This is a genomic window from Peptoniphilus ovalis (assembly GCF_018919265.1).
Lineage (GTDB): Bacteria > Bacillota > Clostridia > Tissierellales > Peptoniphilaceae > Peptoniphilus_A > Peptoniphilus_A ovalis.
The window spans coordinates 217321-241831 of record NZ_JAHLQO010000006.1; the positions used below are offsets into that span (position 1 = coordinate 217321).

General features: G+C 30.2%; 22 protein-coding genes, 1 tRNA gene and 1 other annotated feature (1 of these 24 cut by a window edge). All 23 genes read left to right on the forward strand.

Going from position 1 to position 24511, the window contains the following annotated elements; translation table 11 throughout:
* Positions 1-157 (forward strand) — a binding site (T-box leader); it begins 22 nt to the left of the window's first position.
* 32 nt (positions 158-189) lie between these two features.
* The 23 genes from thrS (at position 190) to KQI68_RS09910 (ending at position 24266) form a co-directional block, all read left to right on the forward strand.
* Positions 190-2100, forward strand: a complete 1911-nt coding sequence (thrS, locus tag KQI68_RS09800; RefSeq protein WP_216549942.1) for a threonine--tRNA ligase — start codon at positions 190-192, stop codon at positions 2098-2100.
* A 202-nt stretch (positions 2101-2302) separates the two neighbouring features.
* Complete coding sequence (gene rplU / locus KQI68_RS09805; protein ID WP_216549943.1) at positions 2303-2608, forward strand: 50S ribosomal protein L21; 306 nt, start codon at positions 2303-2305, stop codon at positions 2606-2608.
* Complete coding sequence (locus tag KQI68_RS09810; protein WP_216549944.1) at positions 2608-2946, forward strand: ribosomal-processing cysteine protease Prp; 339 nt, start codon at positions 2608-2610, stop codon at positions 2944-2946. Before rplU ends, KQI68_RS09810 begins: the two co-directional genes overlap by 1 nt.
* Positions 2939-3238 carry a 50S ribosomal protein L27 gene (gene rpmA, locus KQI68_RS09815; protein ID WP_216549945.1) on the forward strand — a complete coding sequence of 100 codons (300 nt, stop codon included), beginning with the start codon at positions 2939-2941 and terminating at the stop codon, positions 3236-3238. Before KQI68_RS09810 ends, rpmA begins: the two co-directional genes overlap by 8 nt.
* 157 nt (positions 3239-3395) lie before the next feature.
* Positions 3396-4664, forward strand: a complete 1269-nt coding sequence (gene obgE / locus KQI68_RS09820) for a GTPase ObgE (RefSeq protein WP_216549946.1) — start codon at positions 3396-3398, stop codon at positions 4662-4664.
* An 8-nt stretch (positions 4665-4672) separates the two neighbouring features.
* On the forward strand, positions 4673-4963 hold the full coding sequence (yhbY, locus tag KQI68_RS09825; protein ID WP_216549947.1) for a ribosome assembly RNA-binding protein YhbY: 291 nt from the start codon (positions 4673-4675) through the stop codon (positions 4961-4963).
* Complete coding sequence (gene nadD / locus KQI68_RS09830; protein ID WP_216549948.1) at positions 4960-5565, forward strand: nicotinate-nucleotide adenylyltransferase; 606 nt, start codon at positions 4960-4962, stop codon at positions 5563-5565. Before yhbY ends, nadD begins: the two co-directional genes overlap by 4 nt.
* Positions 5558-6127 (forward strand): bis(5'-nucleosyl)-tetraphosphatase (symmetrical) YqeK, encoded by a 570-nt coding sequence (gene yqeK, locus KQI68_RS09835; RefSeq protein WP_216549949.1) that lies wholly within the window; start codon positions 5558-5560, stop codon positions 6125-6127. The genes nadD and yqeK overlap by 8 nt, the downstream gene beginning before the upstream one ends.
* Positions 6124-7017, forward strand: a complete 894-nt coding sequence (locus tag KQI68_RS09840; protein ID WP_216549950.1) for an LCP family protein — start codon at positions 6124-6126, stop codon at positions 7015-7017. The genes yqeK and KQI68_RS09840 overlap by 4 nt, the downstream gene beginning before the upstream one ends.
* Positions 7014-7358, forward strand: coding sequence for a ribosome silencing factor (rsfS, locus tag KQI68_RS09845; protein ID WP_216549951.1), 345 nt, complete (start codon positions 7014-7016; stop codon positions 7356-7358). Before KQI68_RS09840 ends, rsfS begins: the two co-directional genes overlap by 4 nt.
* Entirely contained in the window at positions 7351-7728 is a 378-nt protein-coding gene (locus tag KQI68_RS09850) for a RidA family protein (protein WP_246541304.1), read from the forward strand. The genes rsfS and KQI68_RS09850 overlap by 8 nt, the downstream gene beginning before the upstream one ends.
* A gap of 38 nt (positions 7729-7766) precedes the next feature.
* Positions 7767-8057, forward strand: coding sequence for a rhodanese-like domain-containing protein (locus KQI68_RS09855; protein ID WP_216549952.1), 291 nt, complete (start codon positions 7767-7769; stop codon positions 8055-8057).
* Positions 8058-8136: 79 nt separating this feature from the next.
* Entirely contained in the window at positions 8137-10785 is a 2649-nt protein-coding gene (polA, locus tag KQI68_RS09860; protein WP_216549953.1) for a DNA polymerase I, read from the forward strand.
* Positions 10772-11377 (forward strand): dephospho-CoA kinase, encoded by a 606-nt coding sequence (coaE, locus tag KQI68_RS09865; RefSeq protein ID WP_216549954.1) that lies wholly within the window; start codon positions 10772-10774, stop codon positions 11375-11377. The genes polA and coaE overlap by 14 nt, the downstream gene beginning before the upstream one ends.
* Before the next feature lie 83 nt (positions 11378-11460).
* Positions 11461-11536 (forward strand) — tRNA-Trp (locus KQI68_RS09870).
* 376 nt (positions 11537-11912) lie between these two features.
* Complete coding sequence (pheS, locus tag KQI68_RS09875; protein WP_216549955.1) at positions 11913-12935, forward strand: phenylalanine--tRNA ligase subunit alpha; 1023 nt, start codon at positions 11913-11915, stop codon at positions 12933-12935.
* Positions 12936-12946: 11 nt separating this feature from the next.
* Complete coding sequence (pheT, locus tag KQI68_RS09880; protein WP_216549956.1) at positions 12947-15319, forward strand: phenylalanine--tRNA ligase subunit beta; 2373 nt, start codon at positions 12947-12949, stop codon at positions 15317-15319.
* A 9-nt stretch (positions 15320-15328) separates the two neighbouring features.
* Entirely contained in the window at positions 15329-15877 is a 549-nt protein-coding gene (locus tag KQI68_RS09885) for a cell division protein ZapA (protein ID WP_216549957.1), read from the forward strand.
* Positions 15864-18200: a U32 family peptidase gene (locus KQI68_RS09890; protein ID WP_216549958.1), complete on the forward strand. Its 2337-nt coding sequence runs from the start codon at positions 15864-15866 to the stop codon at positions 18198-18200. The genes KQI68_RS09885 and KQI68_RS09890 overlap by 14 nt, the downstream gene beginning before the upstream one ends.
* Positions 18193-20565, forward strand: a complete 2373-nt coding sequence (locus KQI68_RS09895; RefSeq protein ID WP_216549959.1) for an endonuclease MutS2 — start codon at positions 18193-18195, stop codon at positions 20563-20565. Before KQI68_RS09890 ends, KQI68_RS09895 begins: the two co-directional genes overlap by 8 nt.
* 11 nt (positions 20566-20576) lie before the next feature.
* Complete coding sequence (gene argS, locus KQI68_RS09900) at positions 20577-22286, forward strand: arginine--tRNA ligase (RefSeq protein WP_216549960.1); 1710 nt, start codon at positions 20577-20579, stop codon at positions 22284-22286.
* A 9-nt stretch (positions 22287-22295) separates the two neighbouring features.
* On the forward strand, positions 22296-23066 hold the full coding sequence (locus tag KQI68_RS09905; RefSeq protein WP_216549961.1) for a hypothetical protein: 771 nt from the start codon (positions 22296-22298) through the stop codon (positions 23064-23066).
* 99 nt (positions 23067-23165) lie between these two features.
* Positions 23166-24266 (forward strand): tetratricopeptide repeat protein, encoded by a 1101-nt coding sequence (locus KQI68_RS09910; protein ID WP_216549962.1) that lies wholly within the window; start codon positions 23166-23168, stop codon positions 24264-24266.
* Positions 24267-24511 lie beyond the last annotated feature (245 nt).

Sequence of the window (24511 nt, forward strand, 5' to 3'; positions counted from 1 at the left end):
TAAATTATATAAGATTTTTAGAGAGGAAATGTGTGGTGCAAATTTCTAATTTTATATTTTTGAAAACTAACTCGGAGTTCTGTAGCAAACTACAGCGTTTGACGCGTTAAGTCATTTGAGTTTAATTAAGGTGGAACCACGGTCTATCGTCCTTTGGATGATGGATCTTTTTTATTTTAGGAGGAAAATATGATTATTAGATTACCAGATGGATCAGAAAGAGAATACGAAAGTGGAGTTAAGGTTAGTAAAATTACTGGAGATATTTCAGAAGGCCTTTTAAAAGATTCTGTAGGTGCAGTTGTCGATGGAGTTATTTTAGGAAAAAATGACGAAGTTGTAGATGGTGGTGAATACAGAGTTGTAAAATTTGAAGACCCAGAAGGAAAGCAAATTTTTTGGCATTCAGCATCTCATTTAATGGCTGCAGCAATTGTTGAACTTTATCCAGATGTTAAGCTTGCAATTGGACCTGCAACAGAAACAGGATTTTATTATGACCTTGATTTAGAACATAAATTAGTAGAAGAGGATTTCCCTGCAATTGAAGAAAAAATGAAAGAAATTGCAAAGAAAGATTTAGAGTTTGAAAAAATTGAAATTTCTAGAGAAGAAGCTATTAAATACTTTGAAGAAAGAAATCAAGATTATAAAGTTGAACTTATTAAAGATTTACCAGAAGATGAAAAGCTAACTCTATATAAAATGGGAGATTTTGTAGACCTTTGTAAGGGACCACATTTAACTTCAACTAAGAAAATTAAAGCAATTAAACTTCTTTCAATAGCTGGTGCTTATTGGAGAGGAGATTCTAATAATAAAATGCTTCAACGTATTTACGGAATTGCTTTTGAAAAGAAAAAACAATTAGACGAATACATTGAAAGACGTGAAGAAGCAGAAAAGAGAGATCACAGAAAACTTGGTAAAGAACTTGACCTATTCAGCATGCACGAAGAAGGACCAGGATTCCCATTCTTCCACCCAAATGGAATGATTTTAAGAAACAATCTTCTTAACTGGTGGAGAGGAGTTCTTGAAAAAAATGGTTATGGAGAAATTCAAACTCCAATTATTCTAAACGAAGAATTATGGCATAGATCAGGTCACTGGGATCACTACAAAGAAAATATGTATTTTACAGAAATTGATGGTGGAGAATATGCAGTTAAGCCTATGAATTGTCCTGGATCAATTCTAGTTTATAATTCAACAAATCACTCTTATAGAGACTTACCAGTTAGACTTGCTGAGTATGGTATTGTTCACAGACATGAACTTTCAGGAGCACTTCACGGATTATTTAGAGTAAGAACTTTCACTCAAGACGATGCTCACGTATACTGCTTACCATCACAAATTAAAGATGAAGTATTCAAGATGATTGACCTTGCAAGTCTTTTATATGATACTTTTGGTTTTAAATACACTCTTGAACTATCTACAAGACCAGATGACTTCATGGGAGATTTAAAAGATTGGGAACTTGCCGAAAAATCACTTAAAGAAGCACTTGATGAAAGAGGACTACCATATAAGATAAATGAAGGAGATGGAGCTTTCTACGGTCCTAAGATTGACTTCCACTTAGAAGATGCTATTGGAAGAACTTGGCAATGCGGTACTATCCAACTTGATTTCCAACTTCCAAAGAACTTTGATTTAACTTATGTTGATGAAAATGGTGAAAAGAAACAACCTATCATGCTTCACAGAGCACTTCTAGGGTCTGTTGAAAGATTTATGGGTATTTTAATTGAACACTTTGCTGGTAAATTCCCATTATGGCTTTCACCAGTTCAAGTTGAAGTTATTCCAGTTTCTGATAAATTCTTAGATTATGCAGAAAAAGTTGCAGACAAATTAAGAGAAGCTGGACTAAGAGTTGACCTTGATGCAAGAACTGAAAAAGTTGGATATAAAATTAGACAAGCACAAGTTAAAAAGATTAATTACATGCTTGTAATTGGAGAAAAAGAAGAAACTTCTGGCAAACTTTCAGTTAGAAAGAGAAGCGGAGAAGAAGTTCACGATGTTGAAATAGAAGAATTCATCAAGTCACTTCAAGAAGAAATTAAAAATAAAGAAATTACAGAATAAATCTTTACAAATACCTTTAGATATGATAGAATCATCAAATGTAATCTTATAAAAATAGGATTCTGGTCTTATGAAAGTAGGATTCTGGTCTTATGGAAATAGGATTCTGTAATCTTATTTAATTAGGGTTCTGTAACCGCACAGAATAGGTCTTAAAAATTTTACCTACAATGGCGAGTCTTGTAATGAGGGGGTGCTACAAATGTACGCAATTATCGAAACAGGCGGAAAGCAATATGTTGTTAACGCTGGTGACAAATTAAGAGTTGAAAAGCTTGATGTTAAAGAAGGCGATACTGTAACTTTTGATAAAGTTCTTTTCCTTTCAGGTGATGAACCAAAAGTTGGATCACCATATGTTGAAGGAGCTAAAGTAGAAGCTAAGGTTTTAGAACAAGGCAAAGGAAGAAAAGTCGTTGTTTACAAGTATAAATCTAAGAAAAACGAAAGAACTAAAAAGGGACATCGTCAACCATATACTTTAGTAGAAATCTCAGGTATTAACTAATGACAAATATTGACCTTTACAGAAAAGATGGTTTTTATACTGGATTTAAGTCTATAGGTCATGCAGAGGGAGAATTCGATAGAATTGTCTGCTCTAGTATTTCTACACTAACTCAAACTTTATATTTTACTCTTATAAATAAGCTTGAGATAGAAGAGAAAGATATAGTTGATACACAAGGTGACGGGCTTTTAATTATTAAAATTCCCGATGAAAAAATATATAGGAAAAGAGAAATTCAAACTTGTTTTGAATTTATGATAACTGGTATAGAGCTTATTAATAAAGCATATCCAGAGTATTTGACACTAAAGATAATGGAGGTGCAAAATGATTAAATTTGATTTATTGCTGTTTTCTTCTAAGAAAGGGGTAGGTTCTTCAAAGAACGGTCGTGATTCTAATGCTAAGAGACTTGGCGTTAAAAGAGGCGACGGACAATTTGTTCTTGCAGGAAACATTCTTGTTAGACAAAGAGGAACTAAAATCCACCCAGGCGAAAATGTTATGAAGGGTTCTGATGACACACTTTTTGCAACAGTTGATGGAGTTGTAAGATTCACAACTAAGGGTAGAGGCGGAAAGAAATTCGCCAATGTATTTGAAGAAGAAAAAGCTGAATTAGCATAAAACAAAAGCAAGGGAAACCTTGCTTTTTATTTTTTGATTTTGTAAAATCTGCTTGTTTCTATACTTATAATTTTCATTAAGATTTTACATAACTCACAAAAGCTTCAAATTTCTAGTACATAAATATGATATAATATTAAAAAATGTGAGGTTAAAAATGTTTATAGATATAGCAAATATAAAACTTAAGGCAGGTAATGGCGGCGATGGTGCCGTTGCTTGGCGTAGAGAAAAATATGAGCCAGCAGGTGGACCTGCAGGTGGCGATGGAGGCCGAGGTGGCGATGCAGTTGTCAAAACTGATTCAGGTCTTCATACCTTAATGGATTTTAGATATAAAAGAGAATACAAAGCAGAAAATGGTCAAAATGGAATGAGTAAATTAAAGTTTGGTAAAGATGGAGAAGACATCATCTTAAAAGTACCAGTTGGAACTTTAATTAGAGACCAAAAAACTGGTGGAGTTATCTACGATTTAAAAGAAGATGATATGTCTGTTGTAGTTTGTAAAGGTGGTAAGGGTGGACTAGGAAATGCTAGGTTTAAAACTGCCACAAGACAAGCTCCTGCTTTTGCCCAAGCTGGAAATCGAGGAGAAGAAAGAGAAATAATTCTAGAGCTTAAACTTCTTGCTGATGTCGGCCTTGTTGGATTTCCAAATGTAGGAAAGTCAACTCTTCTTTCAATAGTAACTTCAGCTAAGCCAAAGATTGCAAACTACCACTTCACAACACTTTCTCCAAATCTTGGAGTAGTTAAAGTAGCAGAGGGCGAGTCCTTTGTAATTGCAGATATACCTGGGCTTATTGAAGGGGCATCTGAAGGTATTGGACTTGGAGATGAGTTTTTAAAACACATCGAAAGAACTGGAATTTTAATCCATGTAATTGATATTTCAGGTTCTGAATATAGAGATCCAGTAGAAGATTTTTATAAAATAAATGAAGAGCTTGTAAGATATAATGAAAAATTAAAGGACAAGGACCAAATTATTTTTGCAAATAAAATGGATGTGCCAGGGGCAGAAGAAAATTTAGAAAAATTAAAAGCTGAACTTGGTGATAAATACGAAATAATTGCAGGATCTGCTGCCACAACAGAAAATATAGATTTACTTCTTAGAAAAACATACAACAAGTTACAAGAATCTGATTATAAAAACTATGAAACTTACGATGAGGCTCATGTTGAGGTTGTGGAAGAAGTTGAGGCAATTAGAGTATATAAGGAACATGGCGAATATTTTGTAGATGGTCCATACATTGATAAATTACTTCGTTCCACTAATTTTGAAGATTACGATTCACTTAAGTATTTCCAAGAAAACCTAAGAAAAAATAAGGTTGTAGAAAAGCTTGAGGAACTTGGAATAGAAGAAGGCGAATCTGTATTTATTGGTGGATATGAATTTGAATTTTTTGAATAGGAGTTAATATGTTAACAGGAAAACAAAGAGCATACTTAAAAAGTCTTGCTCACAATATTGATCCACTGATTCAAGTGGGAAAAGACGGAATAAATCGTGGATTTATTGTTCAACTAGATAAACTTCTAGAAGATCACGAACTTGTAAAAATTAAAGTTTTACAAAATTCACCAGTAGAAGTTGATGAAATTGTCGATGAAATTATTGAAAAGACAAATTCTGAATTTGTACAAAAAATTGGCAAGAAATTAACTATTTATAGAGAATCTGTAGAAAATAAAAAGATTGAATTACAATGAAAAAATACGGAATATTTGGAGGAACTTTTAATCCCATACACTATGGACATCTCATGGTGGTTGAATATTTAAAAGAAGAACTTGGTCTTGATAAGGTAATTTTCATACCTACAGGTAATCCTCCTCACAAAGATTTACATGTATCTGCAGAAGACAGATACAAGATGGTCGATATAGCCATTAAGACAAATCCAGATTTTGAAATATCTGATATAGAGACAAAAAGAGAAGAACTTTCATATTCTGTAGACACTATTCAAGAACTTAAAAAAGTCCACAGCGATGTAAAGCTCTACTTTTTAATTGGTCTTGACACACTTTATCAGTTAAAGACTTGGAAAAAAATTGATGAACTTTCTAAAGAAATTGAGTTTGTAGTTGCACTTAGACCGAAGTATATCGACGAAGAAAATATCAACAGAGAACTAAATTTCCTTCACTTAATGTATGAAACTAAGGTTGAAATTATAACAACTCCACTATATGAGATTTCATCAACTGAGCTAAGAAATAGAATTAAGGAAGATAAATCTTGTAGATACTTAATTCCTGATAAAGTTTTAGAATATATTAAAGGAAGTGGTTTTTATAAAGATGAGTAATTTAAAAAAATATGAATCTGAAATAAAATCAAGAATTGGAGAAAAAAGATTTTTACACACTTTAAGAGTTGCTGAAACTGCAGTTGAACTTGCTGAAATTCATGGAATTGATTCAGAAAAAGCAAAGATTGCAGGACTGCTTCACGACTGTGCAAAAATTAAAGATATAAATTTATTGAAATTAGAAGCAAAAAAATATGATTTGTTATTAACTCAAGATATGATGAGGGCACCACAAATCATTCATTCACATCTAGGAGCAATTCTTGCTAATAGATTATATGGTATAGATGATGAAGATATACTAAATGCCATAGCCTATCATACAACTGGAAGACCAAATATGTCAGGTCTTGAAAAAATTATTTTTCTAGCTGATTATATTGAGCCAAAGAGAAACTTTCCTGGAGTTGAAAGGGCGAGAGAACTTGCAAGAGTAAATCTTGACAAGGCAATGTATTTTGCATTAAACAACACTTTGAAATTTTTAGTAGAAGAAGATAATTTTATAGCTACAGAGACTGTACATGCTAGAAATTTCTATTGGGAGATGAATAATTGAAAACTTTTTTTAAATCTTTTTTCCTTACTGTAATAGCCATATTGGTTTTGGGCTTATGTGCTTTAGCAGGATATTATTATTTTATATCTCCTTCAGAAGAAGGAAAAACTGATGATGGAGCTGATAGTTTACAATTTTTAATGCTTGGCGTTGACTCCCTTGACTCTAAAAAAGCTGACAACGCGAGAAGTGACACTATAATGATTGTAAATGTTATTCCTCAAACTAAAGAGGTAAATATAATTTCAATACCAAGAGATACTTATGCTGATATTAGAGGTTATAAAAAGCAAAAAATCAATCACTCTTTCAAATACGGAGGAAGTGAGCTAACTCTTGACAGTGTAAATAATTTATTAGGAACAAATATTAAATACTATATGACAATTGATTATAGATTTGTAGAAGATGTTGTCGATAAACTAGGCGGAATAACTGTAGATGTTCCTATAGATATGAATTATGAAGATCCAACAGCTGATCCACCTTTAAAAATTGATATAAAGGCAGGAACTCAAAACTTAAATGGCCACGATGCCATTGGATTTTTGAGATTTAGAAAGGGATATAAGGATGCTGACCTTGGTAGAGTTAAGGCGCAGCAACAATTTATGTCTGCTCTTTTAAATAAGATTAGAGATCCTAAGTCAATGGTAAGAATTCCACTTCTTCTAGGACCTTACTTAAGTTATTCTGAAAATAATATTCCGATTAAAAAACTTGCTGAAGTTGGAATTAGCATGAAAGGAATTAGCACAGAAAATATAAACACAAATACACTTCCAGGTGTACCAAGATATATGAATGGTGTTTCTTATTTTATAATGGATGAACAAAAAGCAAATGTAATGTTAAAAAATAATGGCTTTATAGATAAGGAGGCAAAATGACAGTTAACGAGAAATTAGATATTATTGTAGAATCTTGTGAAAATAAAAAGGGAATTGATATCAAAGTTTTAGATATCAAGGAAATGTCCTCAATTGCAGATTATTTTGTAATTGTAAGTGGTAATTCTTCCACACAAGTTGATGCTCTTGCTAAAGAAATTGATGAGAAGATGTATGAAAAGGGAGAGAATGTAGAAAATACTGAAGGCAAGAATTCAAGTAGATGGATAATACTTGATTTTGGTGATATAATAGTTCATATATTCCACAAAGATGAGAGAGAATATTATAATCTTGAAAGACTTTGGGAAGATAATGACAAGGAGGAACAAAATGATTAATGTTATTCACAGTGATAAGGCTCCTAAAGCAGTAGGACCATATTCACAAGCACTAGAATTCAATGGATTTATTTTCACTTCAGGACAACTTCCACTAATTCCTGAATCAGGAGAATTAATTTCCGATGATATAAAAGAAGCAACAAAGAGAAGTCTTGACAACTTAAAAGCTGTACTAGAAGAAGCTGGTTCAGGTCTTGATAAAGTAGTCAAAGTTAATATTTTCTTAGCTGATATTAATAATTTTGCTGCAGTTAATGAAGTATATGGCACATACTTTGATACTCATAAGCCAGCAAGGTCTTGTGTAGAAGTTGCAAATCTTCCAATGGGTGGATTATTAGAAATTGAAGCAATTGCTGTAAAATAATTAAGGGCCCTTATTGGGTCTTTTTTAATAGGTGAAAAATGAAAGAAATAAATGTAAATGACATAGACAAAATTGAAAATCCTTATATCCTAGATGTTCGTGAATTGAGCGAGCTTGAAGAAACTGGAACTATAAAGGGAGCTGTTCACATTCCAATGAATGATATTCTTAAAAGAGTTAAAGAAATTCCACAAAATGAAGATATTTATATTCTTTGCAGAAGTGGCAACAGATCAAAAATGGTTGGACTACTTCTTGGAAGTTTTGGATTTAATACAATTAACTTAGAAGGTGGAATAATGGATTATAAGGGAGAAACTGTAAAATAAAGTCACTCGTGAAGTGGCTTTTTTTATGTTGAAATTTAAATTATTTCAATCTCTGTTATAATGTATAAAGGAGGTTTTTATGGAAAATAAATTTTTAATTATAGATGGTTCTTCCTTATTTTTTAGAGCATTTTATGCACTTCCTCTTTTAAAAACTAAAAAGGGAATTTATACGAATGCAATCTATGGATTTGTAATGATGCTTGAAAATTCTATTGAAAAAATAAAACCAGATCATGTTGTTGTTTGCTTTGATATGAAGGGCAAAACTTTTAGATCTGATATTTATAAGGATTACAAAGGAACAAGACAAAAGACTCCAAATGAACTTGAGCAACAATTTCCGCTAGTGCGTGAAATTTTAAAACATATGAATATAAAAATTCTAGAGTCACCTGTTTATGAAGCGGATGATATTGCAGGAACTCTTGCAAAGGAAGCTTCTGAAGAAAATTTTGAAGTTTTCTTACTTACTGGTGACAAGGATTATTTTCAACTCGTTGATGAAAATACAAATGTACTCCTAACTCGTAAAGGAATTACAGAAATGGATATTATATCAGTTGAAAGTATTAAAGAAGATTATGGAATTAAGCCTTCTGAATTCATTGAGCTTAAAGCTCTAATGGGCGATGCTTCAGATAATATTCCAGGAGTTAAGGGAGTTGGAGAAAAGACTGGTCTTAAACTAATTAGAGAATTTCACACAATTGAAAATCTTTATGACAATTTAGATAAAGTTTCTGGCAAAAAATTAGTGGAAAACTTAGAAAATGACAAAATGTTAGCTTTTATGAGTAAAAAACTTGGAACAATTGTAAGAAATGTACCAATTGAAGAAGATTTAAGTGATTTTAAAAAAGTAGATTACGATTATGAAAATCTTTCAAAGATGTATAGAGAATTTGAGTTTAACTCAATGATTGCAAGACTTCCTGAAGAATATCAAAAAGAAGTTGTGGAAAAGATTTCTGAAGATAATTTTAAATACAGTGAAATTTCTGAGATTGGAGATATATTAAAAGACAAAAACTCCTTTGCTTTTAAATTTATAACTGATGGAAAGATTTATGAAGGTGTTGAGCCAATTTATCTTGCAATAAAACCTGAAGGCGAAGAAGTTTCATTTATTAAATATGAAGACCTAGATTTAGGCATTTTAAGAGAAATCTTTGAAGATGAAAAGATTGAAAAGTTAGGTTATAACTTAAAAGAAGATATAATTATTCTCTTTGACAAAGATATTGAACTTAAAAGCTACACTCATGATGCTGAAATTGCAGAGTATATTTTAAATTCAACTCAATCAGACTATGACATAAATAAATTAGTTGTTTCATACTTTAATAATGGATATAAAGATGAAGAGGAGCTACTAGGAAAAGGTGCAAAGAAGAAAAATTATTCAGACTTAGATAAAGATGAATTATTTAAATATTTCTCCTTTATGCTCAATGCTGTTTATAAATTAGAAGAAGTGCAAATTCCAAAGATTAAAGATGAAGAAATGTATTCACTTTACACAGAAGTTGAATTGCCACTTGTGGAAGTGTTGGCCTCAATGGAATACATTGGAATTAACACCGATAAAAAAGTTTTAGATGAAATTGGTGAAAAAATTGATGAAAGACTTGAAGTTTTAGAAAAAGATATCTACGAAGAAGCAGATGAGGAATTTAATATAAATTCTCCTAAACAACTTGGAGTAATTTTATTTGAAAAAATGGATTTTCCAGTTATCAAAAAGACTAAAACTGGTTATTCAACTTCAGCTGATGTGTTGGAAAAACTAAAAGGTCAAGGTAAAATAATCGATGATGTACTTGATTACAGAAAGTTTTCTAAACTAAAGAGCACATATATAGATGGGCTTAAAGAAGTTATCAACGAAAAGACAAATAGAATTCATTCAAGATTTGTGCAAACTGTTACTGCAACGGGAAGAATTTCATCAACTGATCCAAATCTTCAAAACATTCCAATAAAAACTGAAGAAGGAAGACTTATAAGAAAGGCATTTTTAGCAACAGAGGGCTATACATTAGTCGATGCTGACTACTCTCAAATAGAACTTAGAGTACTTGCAGCATTATCAGATGACAGGGAAATGCTCCACGCCTTTGAAAATGACTTAGACATTCACAGAAAAACTGCATCAGAAGTTTTTAAAGTTGATTATGATGAAGTTACAAACTTGCAGAGATCTGAGGCAAAAGCAGTTAACTTTGGAATAGTTTATGGAATATCAGATTATGGACTTTCACAAAACTTAAATATTCCAAGAAAAGCAGCCAAAGAATATATAGATAATTACCTAAATCACTTCCTTGGAATTAAAAATTACATGACTGAAGAAGTTGAAAAGGGTAAAAAGCAAGGTTATGTTGAAACAATTTTACACAGAAGAAGATATATACCTGAGCTAAAGGCAAAAAACTTTAACATTAGAAGTTTTGGGGAAAGAGTTGCACTTAATACTCCTATCCAAGGATCAGCAGCTGATATTATTAAAATTGCAATGGTTAAAGTTTACAATGAACTTAAAAAGAGAAATATGAAATCTAAGCTAATTATACAAATTCACGATGAGCTTGTAGTAGATGCTGCTGAAGATGAGATTTCTGAAGTTAAGGAAATAATGAAAGACTTAATGGAAAATGCAGTAGATTTAAATGTTGAACTTAGCGTAGATATGAATACGGGTAAAAATCTTTATGAATCAAAATAAAGTAATTGGACTTACAGGATCTATCTCCACTGGCAAATCTCAAATTTCAAATTATTTAAAATCAAAGGGATTAAAATTAATCGATACAGATAAAATTGCAAGAGATGTGGTGGATATACCTGAAGTTGTAGATAAAATAAAATCTCAATTTGGAGATAACTTGTACCTTTCAGGAAGACTTGATAGAAAAAAGCTTGCAAGTATTATTTTTAATGATGATAACTCAAGAGAAAAGCTAAATGAAATTACTCATCCAGAGATTTATAAAATTATTTTAGAAGAGATAAAAAATAGTAATGAAATAGTTTTTGTAGACATTCCACTTCTCTTTGAAAATAGTGAGCTTAATGAAAGGTTTGGATTAAAGTTTGATGAGATTTGGGTTGTCTATGTAGATAGAGAAACTCAAGTAAAAAGACTTATGATTAGAGATAATATCGACAGAGAATATGCAGAGAAAAAAATTGACTCGCAAATTCCTATTGAGAGAAAAAAAGAACTTGCCGATGTTATTATAGACAATAGATTTGACCTAGACTTTACAATTAAGCAAGTTGATGACAATTTAAAAAGACTAAAGGATGAGAATTAAAAACTCATCCTTTTTAAATTAATTTTAAATTGTAAAAATCACTTTACAAGTTATAGAATTTTTGTTAAAATAGAATCTATTGTAGGGGTATAGTTCAGTTGGTAGAACACTGGTCTCCAAAACCAGGTGCCGTGGGTTCGAGTCCTGCTACCCCTGCCAATGAAATGGTTGTATTTTTATACAGCCATTATTTTTTTGTTTTTTTAATATTTATGATACATTACTTAATTCAGTTACTTATTAATTTATTTTAAAATATTATATATTATTAGGATTGTATTTACTACTTATCACAATTAGGCTTAGAAGAATACGAAGAACTTATAATTTTAGTAATTGATTTAGACTATCGAAAGAAAATTTATAAATAGGCAGCTGTAAAGCTGTTTTTTTTTTGTGAAAATTTTTATTTTAAAAAAAATTAATACATAAATAAATTTCAAGCAAGCACTGAAAGAATGGGAGATTAGATGAATTTATTTAAAAAAATATACTAGGTATGGTATAATTATAATATTATGAATTGGAGGTCAAAATGAAAGAACAATTACAAAAGATTAAGGAAGAATCCTTAAATCTTATAAAAAATATACAAAACATTAAAGAAATAGAAGAAATTAGAGTTAAGTACTTAGGCAAAAAGGGCGAACTTACTTCCATTTTAAAGGGAATGAAAGACCTTTCCAATGAAGAAAGACCAGCTATGGGTGCTCTTGCCAACGAAGTTCGTGAAGAAATTGAAAAAGCTATAGAAAACAAAAAAACTGATATTAACGAAAAGATTTTAGAAAAGAAACTTCACGATGAAAGAATTGATGTCACTTTAAAAACTGATGAATTAATTCTTGGACATAGACATCCTCTTAAGAAAACTCTTGAAGACTTAGAAGATTTATTTACACATATGGGCTTTACAGTTTATGATGGACCGGAAATAGAAACTGTAGAAAACAACTTTGATCTTCTTAACGCTCCTAAGGATCACCCATCTAGAGATATGTCTGATACTTTTTATTTTGATAAGAATACAATTTTAAGATCGCAAACTTCCCCAGTACAAATTAGAGCAATGAAAGAACATGGCGCTCCAATTCGAATGATTTGTTCAGGTAGAGTTTTTAGATCTGATGAAGTAGATGCGACTCACTCTCCAATGTTTCACCAATTAGAGGGACTTGTAGTTGATGAAAATATTTCAATTGCAAACTTAATAGATTCTCTAAATTATTTTGTAAAATCCTTCTTTGGAGAAGATATGAAAACTAGATTTAGACCACATTATTTCCCATTTACTGAACCAAGTTTAGAGGTCGATACTACTTGCCCAAGATGTGGTGGTGAAGGCTGTCCAAGCTGCTCTCACACTGGTTGGAGTATGGAACTTTTAGGATGTGGAATGGTTCATCCAAATGTACTAAGAAATTGTGGCATTGACCCTGAAAAATATTCAGGATTTGCCTTTGGCATGGGAATCGACAGAATTGCAATGGTTAGATATCAAATTTCAGATATTAGAATGATGTTTGATAATAACAAGAAATTCCTAGAACAGTTTTAAGGAGGCATAAAATGTATTTACCAATTAAATGGCTAAAAGATTATGTTGATTTCGACTTCGATGTTAAAAAACTAGCTGATGGACTTTCAAATTCTGGTTCTCATGTTGAGTCAATTATAAATCCTTCTGAAGGATTAGATAAAATCGTAGTTGGAAAAATTAATAAAATAGAAAAACACCCTGATGCTGACAAGCTAGTAGTATGTCAAGTAGATGTGGGAGAAGAAATTCAAATAGTAACTGGAGCAAAAAACGTTTTTGAGGGTGCATATGTACCAGTTGCACTTCACGGTTCAACTATTGCAGGTGGAACTAAAATCAAAAAGGGAAAACTTCGTGGAGTTGAGTCAAATGGAATGCTTTGCTCACTTGAAGAACTTGGATTTGAAACTTCAGTTATACCTAAAGAAGCAAGAAATGGAATTTTCATATTTCCAGAAGAAGGTGAAGTTGGAAAGAGTGCAATAGAAGCTCTTTACATGAATGAAGAAATTCTTGAGCTTGAAATCACTCCAAATAGACCTGATTCACTTAGCGTAATGGGAATGGCTGTTGAAACTGCAGCTACTTTCGATTTAGAAGTTAAGCACAATGATATAAAAATAAATAATGAACAATCTGATTTTTCAGAATTTTTTGATGATATAGTTTTAGAAACAGAAAATTGCAACAGATATTATTCTAAAATTTTAAGGAATTTAAAAATAGGACCATCTCCACTATGGCTTCAAGCTTATTTAATGCAAGCTGGAGTTCGTCCAATTTCAAATATAGTTGACCTCACTAACTTTGTAATGCTTGAATATGGTCAACCTCTTCATGCCTTTGACCTAGATACATTAAAAAATAGAAAAATTGTAGTTAGAATGGCAAAGGATGGAGAAACAACAGTTACTCTTGACGGCGAAACTAGAAAGTTAACTTCTGATGATATCTTAATCACTGATGGAACTGAAATAATCGGTCTTGCAGGAGTTATGGGTGGACTTGATTCAGAAATTACTGATAAAACTGTAAATGTACTTCTTGAGGGAGCTAATTTCAACAAAGAAAATATTAGAAAAACATCAAGAAGACTTGGACTTAGAAGTGAAGCATCATCTAGATTTGAAAAGGGAATTGATGCTAATCTTTCAAGCGTTGCAGTTGATAGAGTTTGTGAACTTGCTGAAAAACTTGGAATTGCAGAAGTTGTCGGCGGAAATAAAGATGTTATAAATAAATTAAATGAACCTAATAAAATAAAACTTAGAAGAGAAAAATGTAATAATCTTATAGGAATTGATTTAAGTATCGAAGAAATCGAAAGTATTTTAAATAGACTTGAAATCGAAACAGAAATAAATGGAGATACTTTAATAGCAACTACTCCAACAGAAAGACTTGATTTAGAAATTGAAGAAGACTTAATTGAAGAAGTTGCCAGAATTTATGGACTTCAAAATATAGAGCCACAAATGTTAAAGGGAACTTTGACAGTTGGTAGAAAGCCAAGATTTAGAAATGTTGAAGATAGAATTAAAAATCTTTTAATAGGACTTGGATATTCTGAATTTATGACATATTCATTTATCAGTCCTTCAGCTTATGAAAAGGCAAATTATGAAGAAAAAGATGAAAATATCTTAAAAATTTTAAATCCACTTGGTGAAGATTACTCAATTATGAGAACTACTATGGTGCCATCAATGATAGATGCACTTGCTAAAAACTTCGCAAGAGGAAATGAAAATGTAGGTGGATTTGAAATTGGAAATACTTTTTTACCTACAGGAGAAGAATTACCAAGCGAAAAATTAAAACTCACAATGGGATTCTATGATTTAGGAGATTTTTACTATCTTAAAGAATCTATTGAAAAAATACTTTGGTATCTTGGAATCGACAAATTAGAAGTCAGAAGAAAAGAAGCAAGTTTCTTACATCCAGGAAGATCTGCAGAATTTTTATTAGATGGCAAGAGCCTTGGAATATTTGGAGAAGTTCATCCAAAAGTTTTAGAAAATTATGGACTTAAAAAGAGGGCTTATGTAGCAGAACTAGACTTTGATTTAATAGTTGAACACACTATAGACAATTACTATTACAAAGAACTTCCAAAATATCCGACAATTAAGAGAGACTTTGCCTTTGTAATGGATAGAGAAATTGACTCAGTTGAACTAGAAGAAATTTCTAGAAAACACGGAAAGGACTTATTGGAATCTTTCAAGGTATTTGATATATATGAAGGCGAAAATATAGAAGAAGGTAAAAAATCTGTTGCATTCTCACTTGTATTTAGAGCACCTGATAGAACTCTAGAAGATGGAGAAGTAACAGAAATTTGCGAAAAAATTGTTGAAGAAATAGAAAAAGAAAAGGATGCTAAGCTGAGATCTTAAGGAGGTACTATGGACCATAAAAGAATCGAAGTAAATATTGATGGCATGAAATTTTTTGTTACAGGTAATGATGATGAAAATTACATTAAAAAAATAGCTGGTGATCTTGATAGCAAAATAAATGAAACCTCAAAAAATAATTTCAGATTAAATCAAGTTCAAACTATTACACTTGTGGCATTAAATATTCTTGACGAATTGGAAAAAACTAAGGCTGATAAAATCGATATTGAAAACTTACAATCCAATGAAAAGGAAACTTTGGAAAAGATTGAAGAAATTAAAGATTTGAAAAAACAACTTCAAATTTTTGAAAATGAAAATAATAACTTAATAAAAAAATATAAAGATCTCGAAACAAAATCTTCTGAAACTGATGACAAGCTTAGAAAGTCTAACAAAGAAATTTTAGAAAAGAATAAAGAAGTTGACAGTCTTAAAGATGAGTTAGCAACTATTAAAAAAGATGTTGAAACATTAGAAGAAAAGAACAACAACGCACAAAGAAGAATTATAGATCTTTCAAGAGAATTGGAAAATCTTTATGACGAAAAATAATTATGAAGTGTTAGCACCTGCTGGTGATATGGCTGCTCTTAGGGCAGCTGTGTCTGCAGGTGCTGATGCTGTTTATTTAGGAGCATGGGAATTTTCAGCTAGAGCTAAGGCAAAGAACTTCACACTTGAAGACTTAAAAGAGGCAATTCATTATTGCCACTTAAGAGATGTTAAAATTTATGTAACTGTAAATATTTTAGTTGCTGATTTTGAATTAAAAAGAGCATTAAATCTTGTGAAAGATTTATATGAAGTTGGAGTTGACGCTTTAATTTTACAAGATTTGGGACTTGCTCGTGAAATTAGAAAAAATTATCCTGACTTTGAAATTCACGCATCTACACAAATGGCTATTAATAATTACTATGGAGCCAAATTCTTAAAAGAGTTAGGATTTTCAAGAGTTGTCCTTGCAAGAGAAACTCCACTTTTCGAAATAGAAAAAATTTCTACACTTGATGTCGAGATTGAAACATTTATCCATGGAGCATTATGTGTTTCTTATTCTGGAGAATGTTTAATGAGTTCAATGATTGGTGGCAAATCTGGAAATAGAGGGGAATGTGCTCAAGCTTGTCGAAAAGCATATGACATCTATGACTTTTCCGGAAATAAAATTGCAGATAAAAAATATTATTTATCTCCTAAAGATTTAAACACGCTAGAAGATGTTGGAAAAATTATAGATGCTGGTGGATATTCACTTAAAATCGAAGGAAGAATGAAAAATCCAGAGTATGTATATCAAGTAGTAAGAAGCTATAGAAAAGCTTTGGAAAATAACTTGACTTTAAAAGATAAAGAAGACACCACGCAAGTTTTTAATAGAGGTTTTACAAAGGGACTTTTTAATGGAGACTTTGGGAGAAATTTCACATCCTTTGATAGGCCCGATAATAGAGGTGTTGAGATAGGAAAAGTAGTTTCTGCAAAAAAAGATGTAATTGTAAGATTCAATGAAGATATTTATCCTGGAGATGGACTTGAGTTTTTAGGAGATAGAGGTAATTTTGGCTTTAAATCTGAAGAATTTTATAAAAAAGATAGGGACTATAAACTAAATTTAAATAAAAAGCCTTTAGAGAACTCTAATATAAATCGAACTTATTCTATTAAACTTTATGAAAAAATCGATGAAAAATTAAAAGATTATGAATTTAAAAAAGATATTGATATAAAAGTTGAAATAGAAGTGGGGAAATTCCCTAAAATATTTGCAAAAACAGAAGATTTCGACTCAATTTTCGAGCTCGAGGAAGAAGTTCAAGAAGCAAAAAACGCACCTCTTTCAAAAGAAAAAGCAGAGGAAAACATCTCAAAGCTTGGAGATAGTATTTTTGAAATAAGAAATTTAGAAATTGATATAAAGGGCAATGCCTTTATGCCAGTTTCGTCTATAAATAAATTAAGACGTGAAGTTGTAGAAAATCTTGAAAGAAAGATTTTAAAAAGTAGACTTAACAGAAATGAAAAATCTTATGTTGAAAGAGAATATAAATCGAAAGAGAAAAAACTTGCTTCAAGGATAAAAGTATTCTTTACTAACTTAGAAGATTTAAAAAACACTGACTTAAATGAAGTTGATGAAATAATCTTAAGAGTAAAAGATTTAGAAAAATATAAAAAACTTAATTTAAATAAAAATGTTTCAATATACTTAGATAAGTTTTATTCCTATAAAGAACTTGAAAATCTAAGAAATTATATTTTAAAAAATGATTTTGTAAAGGGTATATGGGCGAATAATTTATCTGAAATCGAAATTTTTAATAATGATGACTTTGAAATCAATGCAGATATTGGATTAAATGTATTTAATTCAGAAACAGTTGAGTTTTACAATAATGAAGGGCTGCATTCTATTACTCTTTCTCCTGAGCTTAACAGTAGACAAATTGATGAGATTATAAAGAATACAGATGCAAATCTAAATATTGTCTCTTATGGAAGAATTCCAGTAATGACAATGAAACACTGTCCTTACTCTGTTATTAAAGGCTGTGTAGATGAGAGAGATTGTCCAAATTGCGAACACAAAAATTATTTAATAAGAGATGCCAAGTCTGTAGATTTCGAAGTACTAAGACACAACACTTTTACAGAAATTTTTAATTCATATCCAATTTTGCTTGATGGATATGTTAATAAAATTAGAAATGAAAATATAAATTTAGTCATCTTAGCAGATGAATTTACAGATGAGATTATTGATTTATATTTAAGTTTTTCTGAAGATAAATACAAAAAAATTAGAAGAAAACTAGAAAATAAATATTCGGGAGTTACAAAAGGACATATTAATAGGGGGATTATCAGTGGATAATGCTTTTAGTAAAGCTATAAAAACTCTAGAATTTGAAAAAGTTCTTGAGGATTTAAAAGAACTTGCAAGTGCAAGCATTACAACTGAATATATAGATAAAATAGAAATTTCAACAGACTTTGATGAAGTTGAAAAAAGATTAAAAGAGACAGCAGAAGCTTTAAAGCTTATAAATTTTAAAGGTGAGCCAAGACTTTTTGGAATAGTAGATATTAAAAATATTATAAGAAGAGTTGAAATTGGTGGAGCACTGACTGCAAAGGCACTTTTAGAAGTTTCTGATTTTTTAAGAGTTTCAAGAGGCCTTAAAACTTATATTAAAAAAGATAGCATCAACAGAGAAGAAATTGAAATTAATTATATGGATAAGTTAATTGAAAATTTATTTACAAATAAATCTTTAGAAGATGAAATCAATTCGAAAATTATTTCTGAGAATGAAATTGCTGATGATGCTTCAAGAGAGCTTTCAAGAATTAGAAGAAGCATTTCTTCAAAGAAAGATTCTATTAAAAATAAACTAAATTCAATTTTAAATACTCATTCTGATTTCTTGCAAGAGAGCATAGTTACAATGAGAGAGGGAAGATATGTTGTTCCTGTTAAAATTGAGAACAAAGCTCGAGTTAGAGGCCTTGTTCACGATGTTTCTGGGTCTGGTCAAACAGCTTATATTGAGCCAATGGCAGTAGTTGAAGCAAACAACGAACTAAGAGAACTCTATTCTAAAGAAAATGCAGAAATAGATAAAATTCTAAAAGAGTTATCAGAAGGCGTAGCAGAATCAGCTGAAGAAATTATTAGTAATCAAGAAATTTTAATAGAAGTGGATTTTATATTTGCAAAAGCAAATCTTGCAATTAAATATCATGCCACTATGCCAAGACTAAATCGATATAAGAAAATTAATTTAGTTAAAGCTTATCATCCTTTTTTAGATAGAGAGACTGCTGTGCCAATCGATATAAATTTAGGATATGATTTTTCCTCACTTATAATTACAGGACCTAATACAGGTGGTAAAACAGTAAGTATAAAAACTGTTGGTCTCCTAACACTTATGGCACAGTTTGGACTTTTAATTCCAGCTGAAGAATCCTCAGAAATTGCGGTTTTTGAAAAAATATTTGCTGACATTGGAGATGAGCAATCAATTGAGCAATCACTTTCAACATTCTCATCTCACATGGTAAATATTGTATATATTCTAAAAAATGTAAATAAAAATTCACTGGTTTTATTTGACGAGCTTGGAGCAGGAACTGATCCAACGGAAGGTGCAGCTCTTGCCAGAGCAATAATGGATTTTATGCTACAAAGAGAAATAAGATGTATTTCCACAACTCACTATAATCAGCTTAAAATTTATGCGCTCACTACACAAGGAGTTGCCAATGCAAGCATGGAATTTGATGTAGATACACTTTCTCCAACTTATAGACTTTTGATTGGAGTTCCAGGGAAATCAAATGCCTTTGAAATTTCAAGAAGACTTGGTCTTCCAAATGAAATAATAGAAGAATCAAAGAAACTTTTATCTTCATCAAGTATTGAATTTGAAGATGTTCTTCAGTCAATTGATAAGGATAGGACAAAAATTCGAGAATATAGAGAAGAACTTGAAAAAGAAAAAAGAGATTTAGAAATAAAAAACAAAAAACTAGAATCGAGAATTAAAAACCTTGAAAATCAAAAGGAAAAAATCTTAGAAAAATCTCGTGATGAAGCTAGAAGATTATTACTTAATGCTAGAGAAAATGTTGATATAATATTATCAGAAATAGGCGAAGCAAGAGATAATATATCTTCAGAAAATTCCAAGAAAATTCAAGATGCTCAAGATTTATTAAGAGAATCACTTAAGAAATCTTCTAAGGATTCTGATTTAGAAATTAAAAAATCTCACAATCCAATTAAAAATATAAAAATTGGAGATAGAGTAAGAACTTCTCTTGGGAACGAAGCAACAGTACTTGAGCTTCCAGATAATAAGGGAAATGTCTTAGTTCAATCTGGTATTATGAAGATGAAGATGCCTAAAGATTCTCTTACAAAAGTTGATACTCAGGAAAGCACTACTAAGAACAACACTCGAAAAATTCTTAAAAACAAAACTACTAATGTAAAAAGTGAAATAGATATTAGAGGTAAAAATTTCGAAGATGCTAAAGATATTATCGATAAATATCTTGATGATGCCTATCTTTCTGGATTAAAATCAGTTAGAATAATTCATGGAAAGGGTACGGGAGTTCTTCGTCAAAAATTAAGAGATTATATGAGAAGTGTAAATATAGTAAAATCTTTCAAGGATGCAGAGTACAATCAAGGCGGAGACGGAGTCAGCGTAGTAACATTGAAATAACAGGAGTTAATATGATTAATTTTAGAGAAGAAATTATAAAAATATTAGATGAAAAAATAGAAAATTTAAATAAAGATGAAATAAATCAAATGATTGAAGTACCGCCAAACTATGAACTTGGGGACTTTGCTTTTCCAGTATTTAGTTTAGCAAAAATATTTAGAAAAAATCCAGCTATAATTGCAGAAGAATTAGCAGGAGAAATTGAATCAAAATACTTTGAAAAAGTAGAAAATAAATCAGCTTATATTAATTTTTATATAAATAAAAATATTTTAGCAGAAGAAATTTTAAAAGAAACAATTGATAAAAAAGATGAGTTTGGAAAAATAAATTATGGAGAGGACAAAAATGTAATTGTTGAATATTCTTCAACAAATATTGCAAAGCCTTTTCATATTGGACATATTCGTTCAACAGTAATTGGAGATTCATTAAAGAGAATTTATAAATTCCTAGGATACAACACAATTGCAATCAATCACCTTGGAGATTATGGCACTCAATTTGGTATGTTAATTTATGCTTACAAAGAATGGGGCAGCAAGGAAGCAATTGAAGCAAATCCAATTGATGAGCTTTTAAAGCTTTATGTAAAGGTAAATGAAGAAGCAGATAAATCAAAAGAAGTAAAAGACAAATGCCGCTACTGGTTTAAGGAACTTGAAAATGGAAATGAAGAAGCAGTAGAAATTTGGAAATGGTTTAAAGATGTTTCTCTTCAAGAATTCAACAGAGTTTACGATATGCTAGATATTGAATTTGATTCTTACAATGGAGAATCTTTCTATTCAGACAAAATGCCTGCACTTATTGAAGATTTTAGAGAAAGAAATATATTAGAAGAATCTGAAGGTGCAGAAGTAATAAATCTAGAAGAATACGATCTTCCACCTGCAATTGTTGTTAAAAGTGATGGAACTACAATTTATCTAACAAGAGATTTAGCTGCTGCAAAATACAGACATGAAACATACAAACCTTATAAAAATATTTATGTCGTAGGAAGTCAACAAAGTCTTCACTTCAAACAATTAAAGGCAGCTCTTAAGAAAGCTGGATTTGATTGGTATGATGAAATAGTTCACGTTGCTTTTGGAATGGTGTCTCTTGAAGATGGAACACTTTCCACTAGAAGGGGAAAAGTTCTATATCTTGAAGATGTATTAAATAAAGCAACAGAAAAAGTTACTCACATATTAGATGAGAGAGAAGAAGAGCAAAACATAAAAATCGAAAATAAAGAAGAGTTGGCACAAACTGTAGGTATAGGCGCAATTAAATTCCAAGAACTATTTAATGGCAGAATTAAAGATTATGTATTTGATTGGGACAAAACTCTATCCTTTGAAGGAGAAACAGGACCATATGTACAATATGTTCACGCAAGAATTTCTTCGTTATTAAAGAAAGGTAATTTTAATATAGAAAATGAATTTGAACCTTCGCTTTTAAATTCAGAACTTGAAATTGATATTATCAGAAGCCTTTATAACTTTACAGATGTTGTAATTGATGCGCATGAAAAATATGAGCCATACTTTATAACAAGATATGTAGTTGAGCTTGCAAAGAACTTCAATAAATTTTATAACCAAACACAAATCTTAGTAGAAGATGAAAAACTTAAAAACACAAGACTTTTACTCTGCTATGGAGTAAAAAATGTAATTAAAGAAGGACTTTATTTACTTGGAATAAAAGCACCAGAAAAAATGTAAGGTGATGTGATGAATTTTTTCGAAGATTTACAATTAGTTTATAAAAGAGCATTTAATGAAACTATAAATAATATAAAAAAGAATCCAATAATTCTAATAGTGCCACTGATATATTCAATAATATACACTTTTGCCTTTGCATTTATGGGAACACTTTTAGCTCCAGTGGGAATGTTAATGGGATTTTTAATGCCAGTGATGACTTCACTAATACTTTCAAGTTATTATTCCATGTTAAGCGATTTAATTTACTACAATAGACTTAGTTTTAGAAATTTGAAAAACACTTTTCAAAATTATTTTGCATCTATTTATTCTGTGTATTTTATATTAATTTTAATCTCTTGGCTTATGCCAGTTCTTATGGCAACGCCAGGAGTTGGATTATTGTTTTCTCTGATATTAGCATTGGCACTAAATCCAATTGCTGAAAGTATTTATATACAGGGCGAATATTACACCGAAGCTTATAAAAGTTCCTTTAATTTTATGAAAGAAAACTTTATTCTTTGGCTAATACCTTTTGCAATATATTTACTAATACTATTTTTACTTGGATTTGATTTTAGACAAATTCTTTTAAGTTCAAGTATTATAGATATACCACTTGGTCAAAATTTAGTGACGGGAATATATTTAGGAGATATCTTTAACATTTACAATTTAAAAGTTTTGATAGCAATGATTGCAACAGCAATATATGCAGTATTTAGAGGGAATCTTTATAAAATATTATATGGATCAACTAGAAGAAAAAGAGCTTATATGGGAGAATTATAATTTTTAGGACTTGATAAAATTCAGGTCCTTTTTTAATTGAATTTTTAAAAATAAAGATTAATGCTATAATAAACTAATAAAAGAAAGAGAGAGATTTATATGGAAAATCTTTTTAGAAAAGAAATAGATGAAAAATTAAAAAATATAGTTTTTATAGAACTTAAAGAAGAATATAAACTTGGAGATTTTAAACTTCCTGTGGGATTTTCTCTTCCTATAAAATTAAACTATCTAATAGAAGGAATTAATGAAAAGGAACTTGAAGAAGAAATAAACATTGAAAAAATCGTTGAAGCAATTATTTATCTATTAGGAATAGATAAAGACTTTAAATATAAAAAAGAGTATGTAGATATTTTAATAAAACTAAAGCTTAATCTTAAAAAATATATAATGCATAAAGCTTATGAAAACGAAGAAACTGATTTATTGGACTCCCTAATATTTTTAAGGGGATATGAAAATATACTCGGTTTTGATGCAGATATATTATTTAAAGAAGGAAATATCTTAGAAGCAATTTATAATAAAAACTTTGAAGAAGATCTAGAACAAAGCGATAAGTTGTTAAACCTAATAATTAAAAAATATAATCAAGTTTTAGATGAAGACGAACAATATGACCTCGCATATTATAGACTTGCATATATTAATCTAAGTCTTTCAAAATATATAAAGGCAAATTTATATTTTGAAAAGTTTATGAATTACTCAAAAGATGAAGAATTAAAAGAAGAGACTAGAGAAGAGATAGAAAGTATAAGAGATAATGTAAATTATGACAGCGCTAAAACTTATCTATCCTATGGAGAGTATAATAAAGCGCTTAATCTTTTAAAAGACATAAGCGATAGTTTTGATAAGAATGCAGAATACTATTATATGGCAGCACTTATCTACTATAATATGGGAGACAGTATAAATGCAAAAGAATTTGCTTTACAATCAATAGAAAAAGAAGTTTTTGAAGAAAATGTAAATTTACTGTCAACATTATATGCAGCAGAAAATAATTTAGATAAATCAGAAGAAGTATTGAAGATGGGCCTAGAAGAATTAAATAATAGCTATCCACTAAATTACAATCTAGGTATAATACTTTTAAATAAAAATTTAACACAAGAAGCAAAAATATATTTAGAGAAAGCCCTTAATATAAAGCCAAATGAAGAGCTTGAAAATTTTATAAAAAGTTTATAAATATTGCTTGACACAAATTGAATTCCGATGTATACTATACAAGTTGTCTTAAGAGGCAACCTTCTTAAAAAGAAAGTAAAATTTATTTTAAAAATTTGTAAATTTTACTTGACAATAATTTTTTAAGAAGTTATAATAAATAAGCTACTTCGTTGAGGTAGCAAGAAACATGATAATTAAATAGTGTGAAGATATAAAATCGATATAATCGATAACAATCGTGATAAAATCACAAAGCAAACCAG

Coding starts and splice junctions, on each gene's coding strand:
- thrS (WP_216549942.1), top strand. CDS start 190: ATGATTATTAGATTACCAGATGGATCAGAAAGAGAATACGAAAGTGGA.
- rplU (WP_216549943.1), top strand. CDS start 2,303: ATGTACGCAATTATCGAAACAGGCGGAAAGCAATATGTTGTTAACGCT.
- KQI68_RS09810 (WP_216549944.1), top strand. CDS start 2,608: ATGACAAATATTGACCTTTACAGAAAAGATGGTTTTTATACTGGATTT.
- rpmA (WP_216549945.1), top strand. CDS start 2,939: ATGATTAAATTTGATTTATTGCTGTTTTCTTCTAAGAAAGGGGTAGGT.
- obgE (WP_216549946.1), top strand. CDS start 3,396: ATGTTTATAGATATAGCAAATATAAAACTTAAGGCAGGTAATGGCGGC.
- yhbY (WP_216549947.1), top strand. CDS start 4,673: ATGTTAACAGGAAAACAAAGAGCATACTTAAAAAGTCTTGCTCACAAT.
- nadD (WP_216549948.1), top strand. CDS start 4,960: ATGAAAAAATACGGAATATTTGGAGGAACTTTTAATCCCATACACTAT.
- yqeK (WP_216549949.1), top strand. CDS start 5,558: ATGAGTAATTTAAAAAAATATGAATCTGAAATAAAATCAAGAATTGGA.
- rsfS (WP_216549951.1), top strand. CDS start 7,014: ATGACAGTTAACGAGAAATTAGATATTATTGTAGAATCTTGTGAAAAT.
- KQI68_RS09850 (WP_246541304.1), top strand. CDS start 7,351: ATGATTAATGTTATTCACAGTGATAAGGCTCCTAAAGCAGTAGGACCA.
- KQI68_RS09855 (WP_216549952.1), top strand. CDS start 7,767: ATGAAAGAAATAAATGTAAATGACATAGACAAAATTGAAAATCCTTAT.
- polA (WP_216549953.1), top strand. CDS start 8,137: ATGGAAAATAAATTTTTAATTATAGATGGTTCTTCCTTATTTTTTAGA.
- coaE (WP_216549954.1), top strand. CDS start 10,772: ATGAATCAAAATAAAGTAATTGGACTTACAGGATCTATCTCCACTGGC.
- pheS (WP_216549955.1), top strand. CDS start 11,913: ATGAAAGAACAATTACAAAAGATTAAGGAAGAATCCTTAAATCTTATA.
- pheT (WP_216549956.1), top strand. CDS start 12,947: ATGTATTTACCAATTAAATGGCTAAAAGATTATGTTGATTTCGACTTC.
- KQI68_RS09885 (WP_216549957.1), top strand. CDS start 15,329: ATGGACCATAAAAGAATCGAAGTAAATATTGATGGCATGAAATTTTTT.
- KQI68_RS09890 (WP_216549958.1), top strand. CDS start 15,864: ATGACGAAAAATAATTATGAAGTGTTAGCACCTGCTGGTGATATGGCT.
- argS (WP_216549960.1), top strand. CDS start 20,577: ATGATTAATTTTAGAGAAGAAATTATAAAAATATTAGATGAAAAAATA.
- KQI68_RS09905 (WP_216549961.1), top strand. CDS start 22,296: ATGAATTTTTTCGAAGATTTACAATTAGTTTATAAAAGAGCATTTAAT.
- KQI68_RS09910 (WP_216549962.1), top strand. CDS start 23,166: ATGGAAAATCTTTTTAGAAAAGAAATAGATGAAAAATTAAAAAATATA.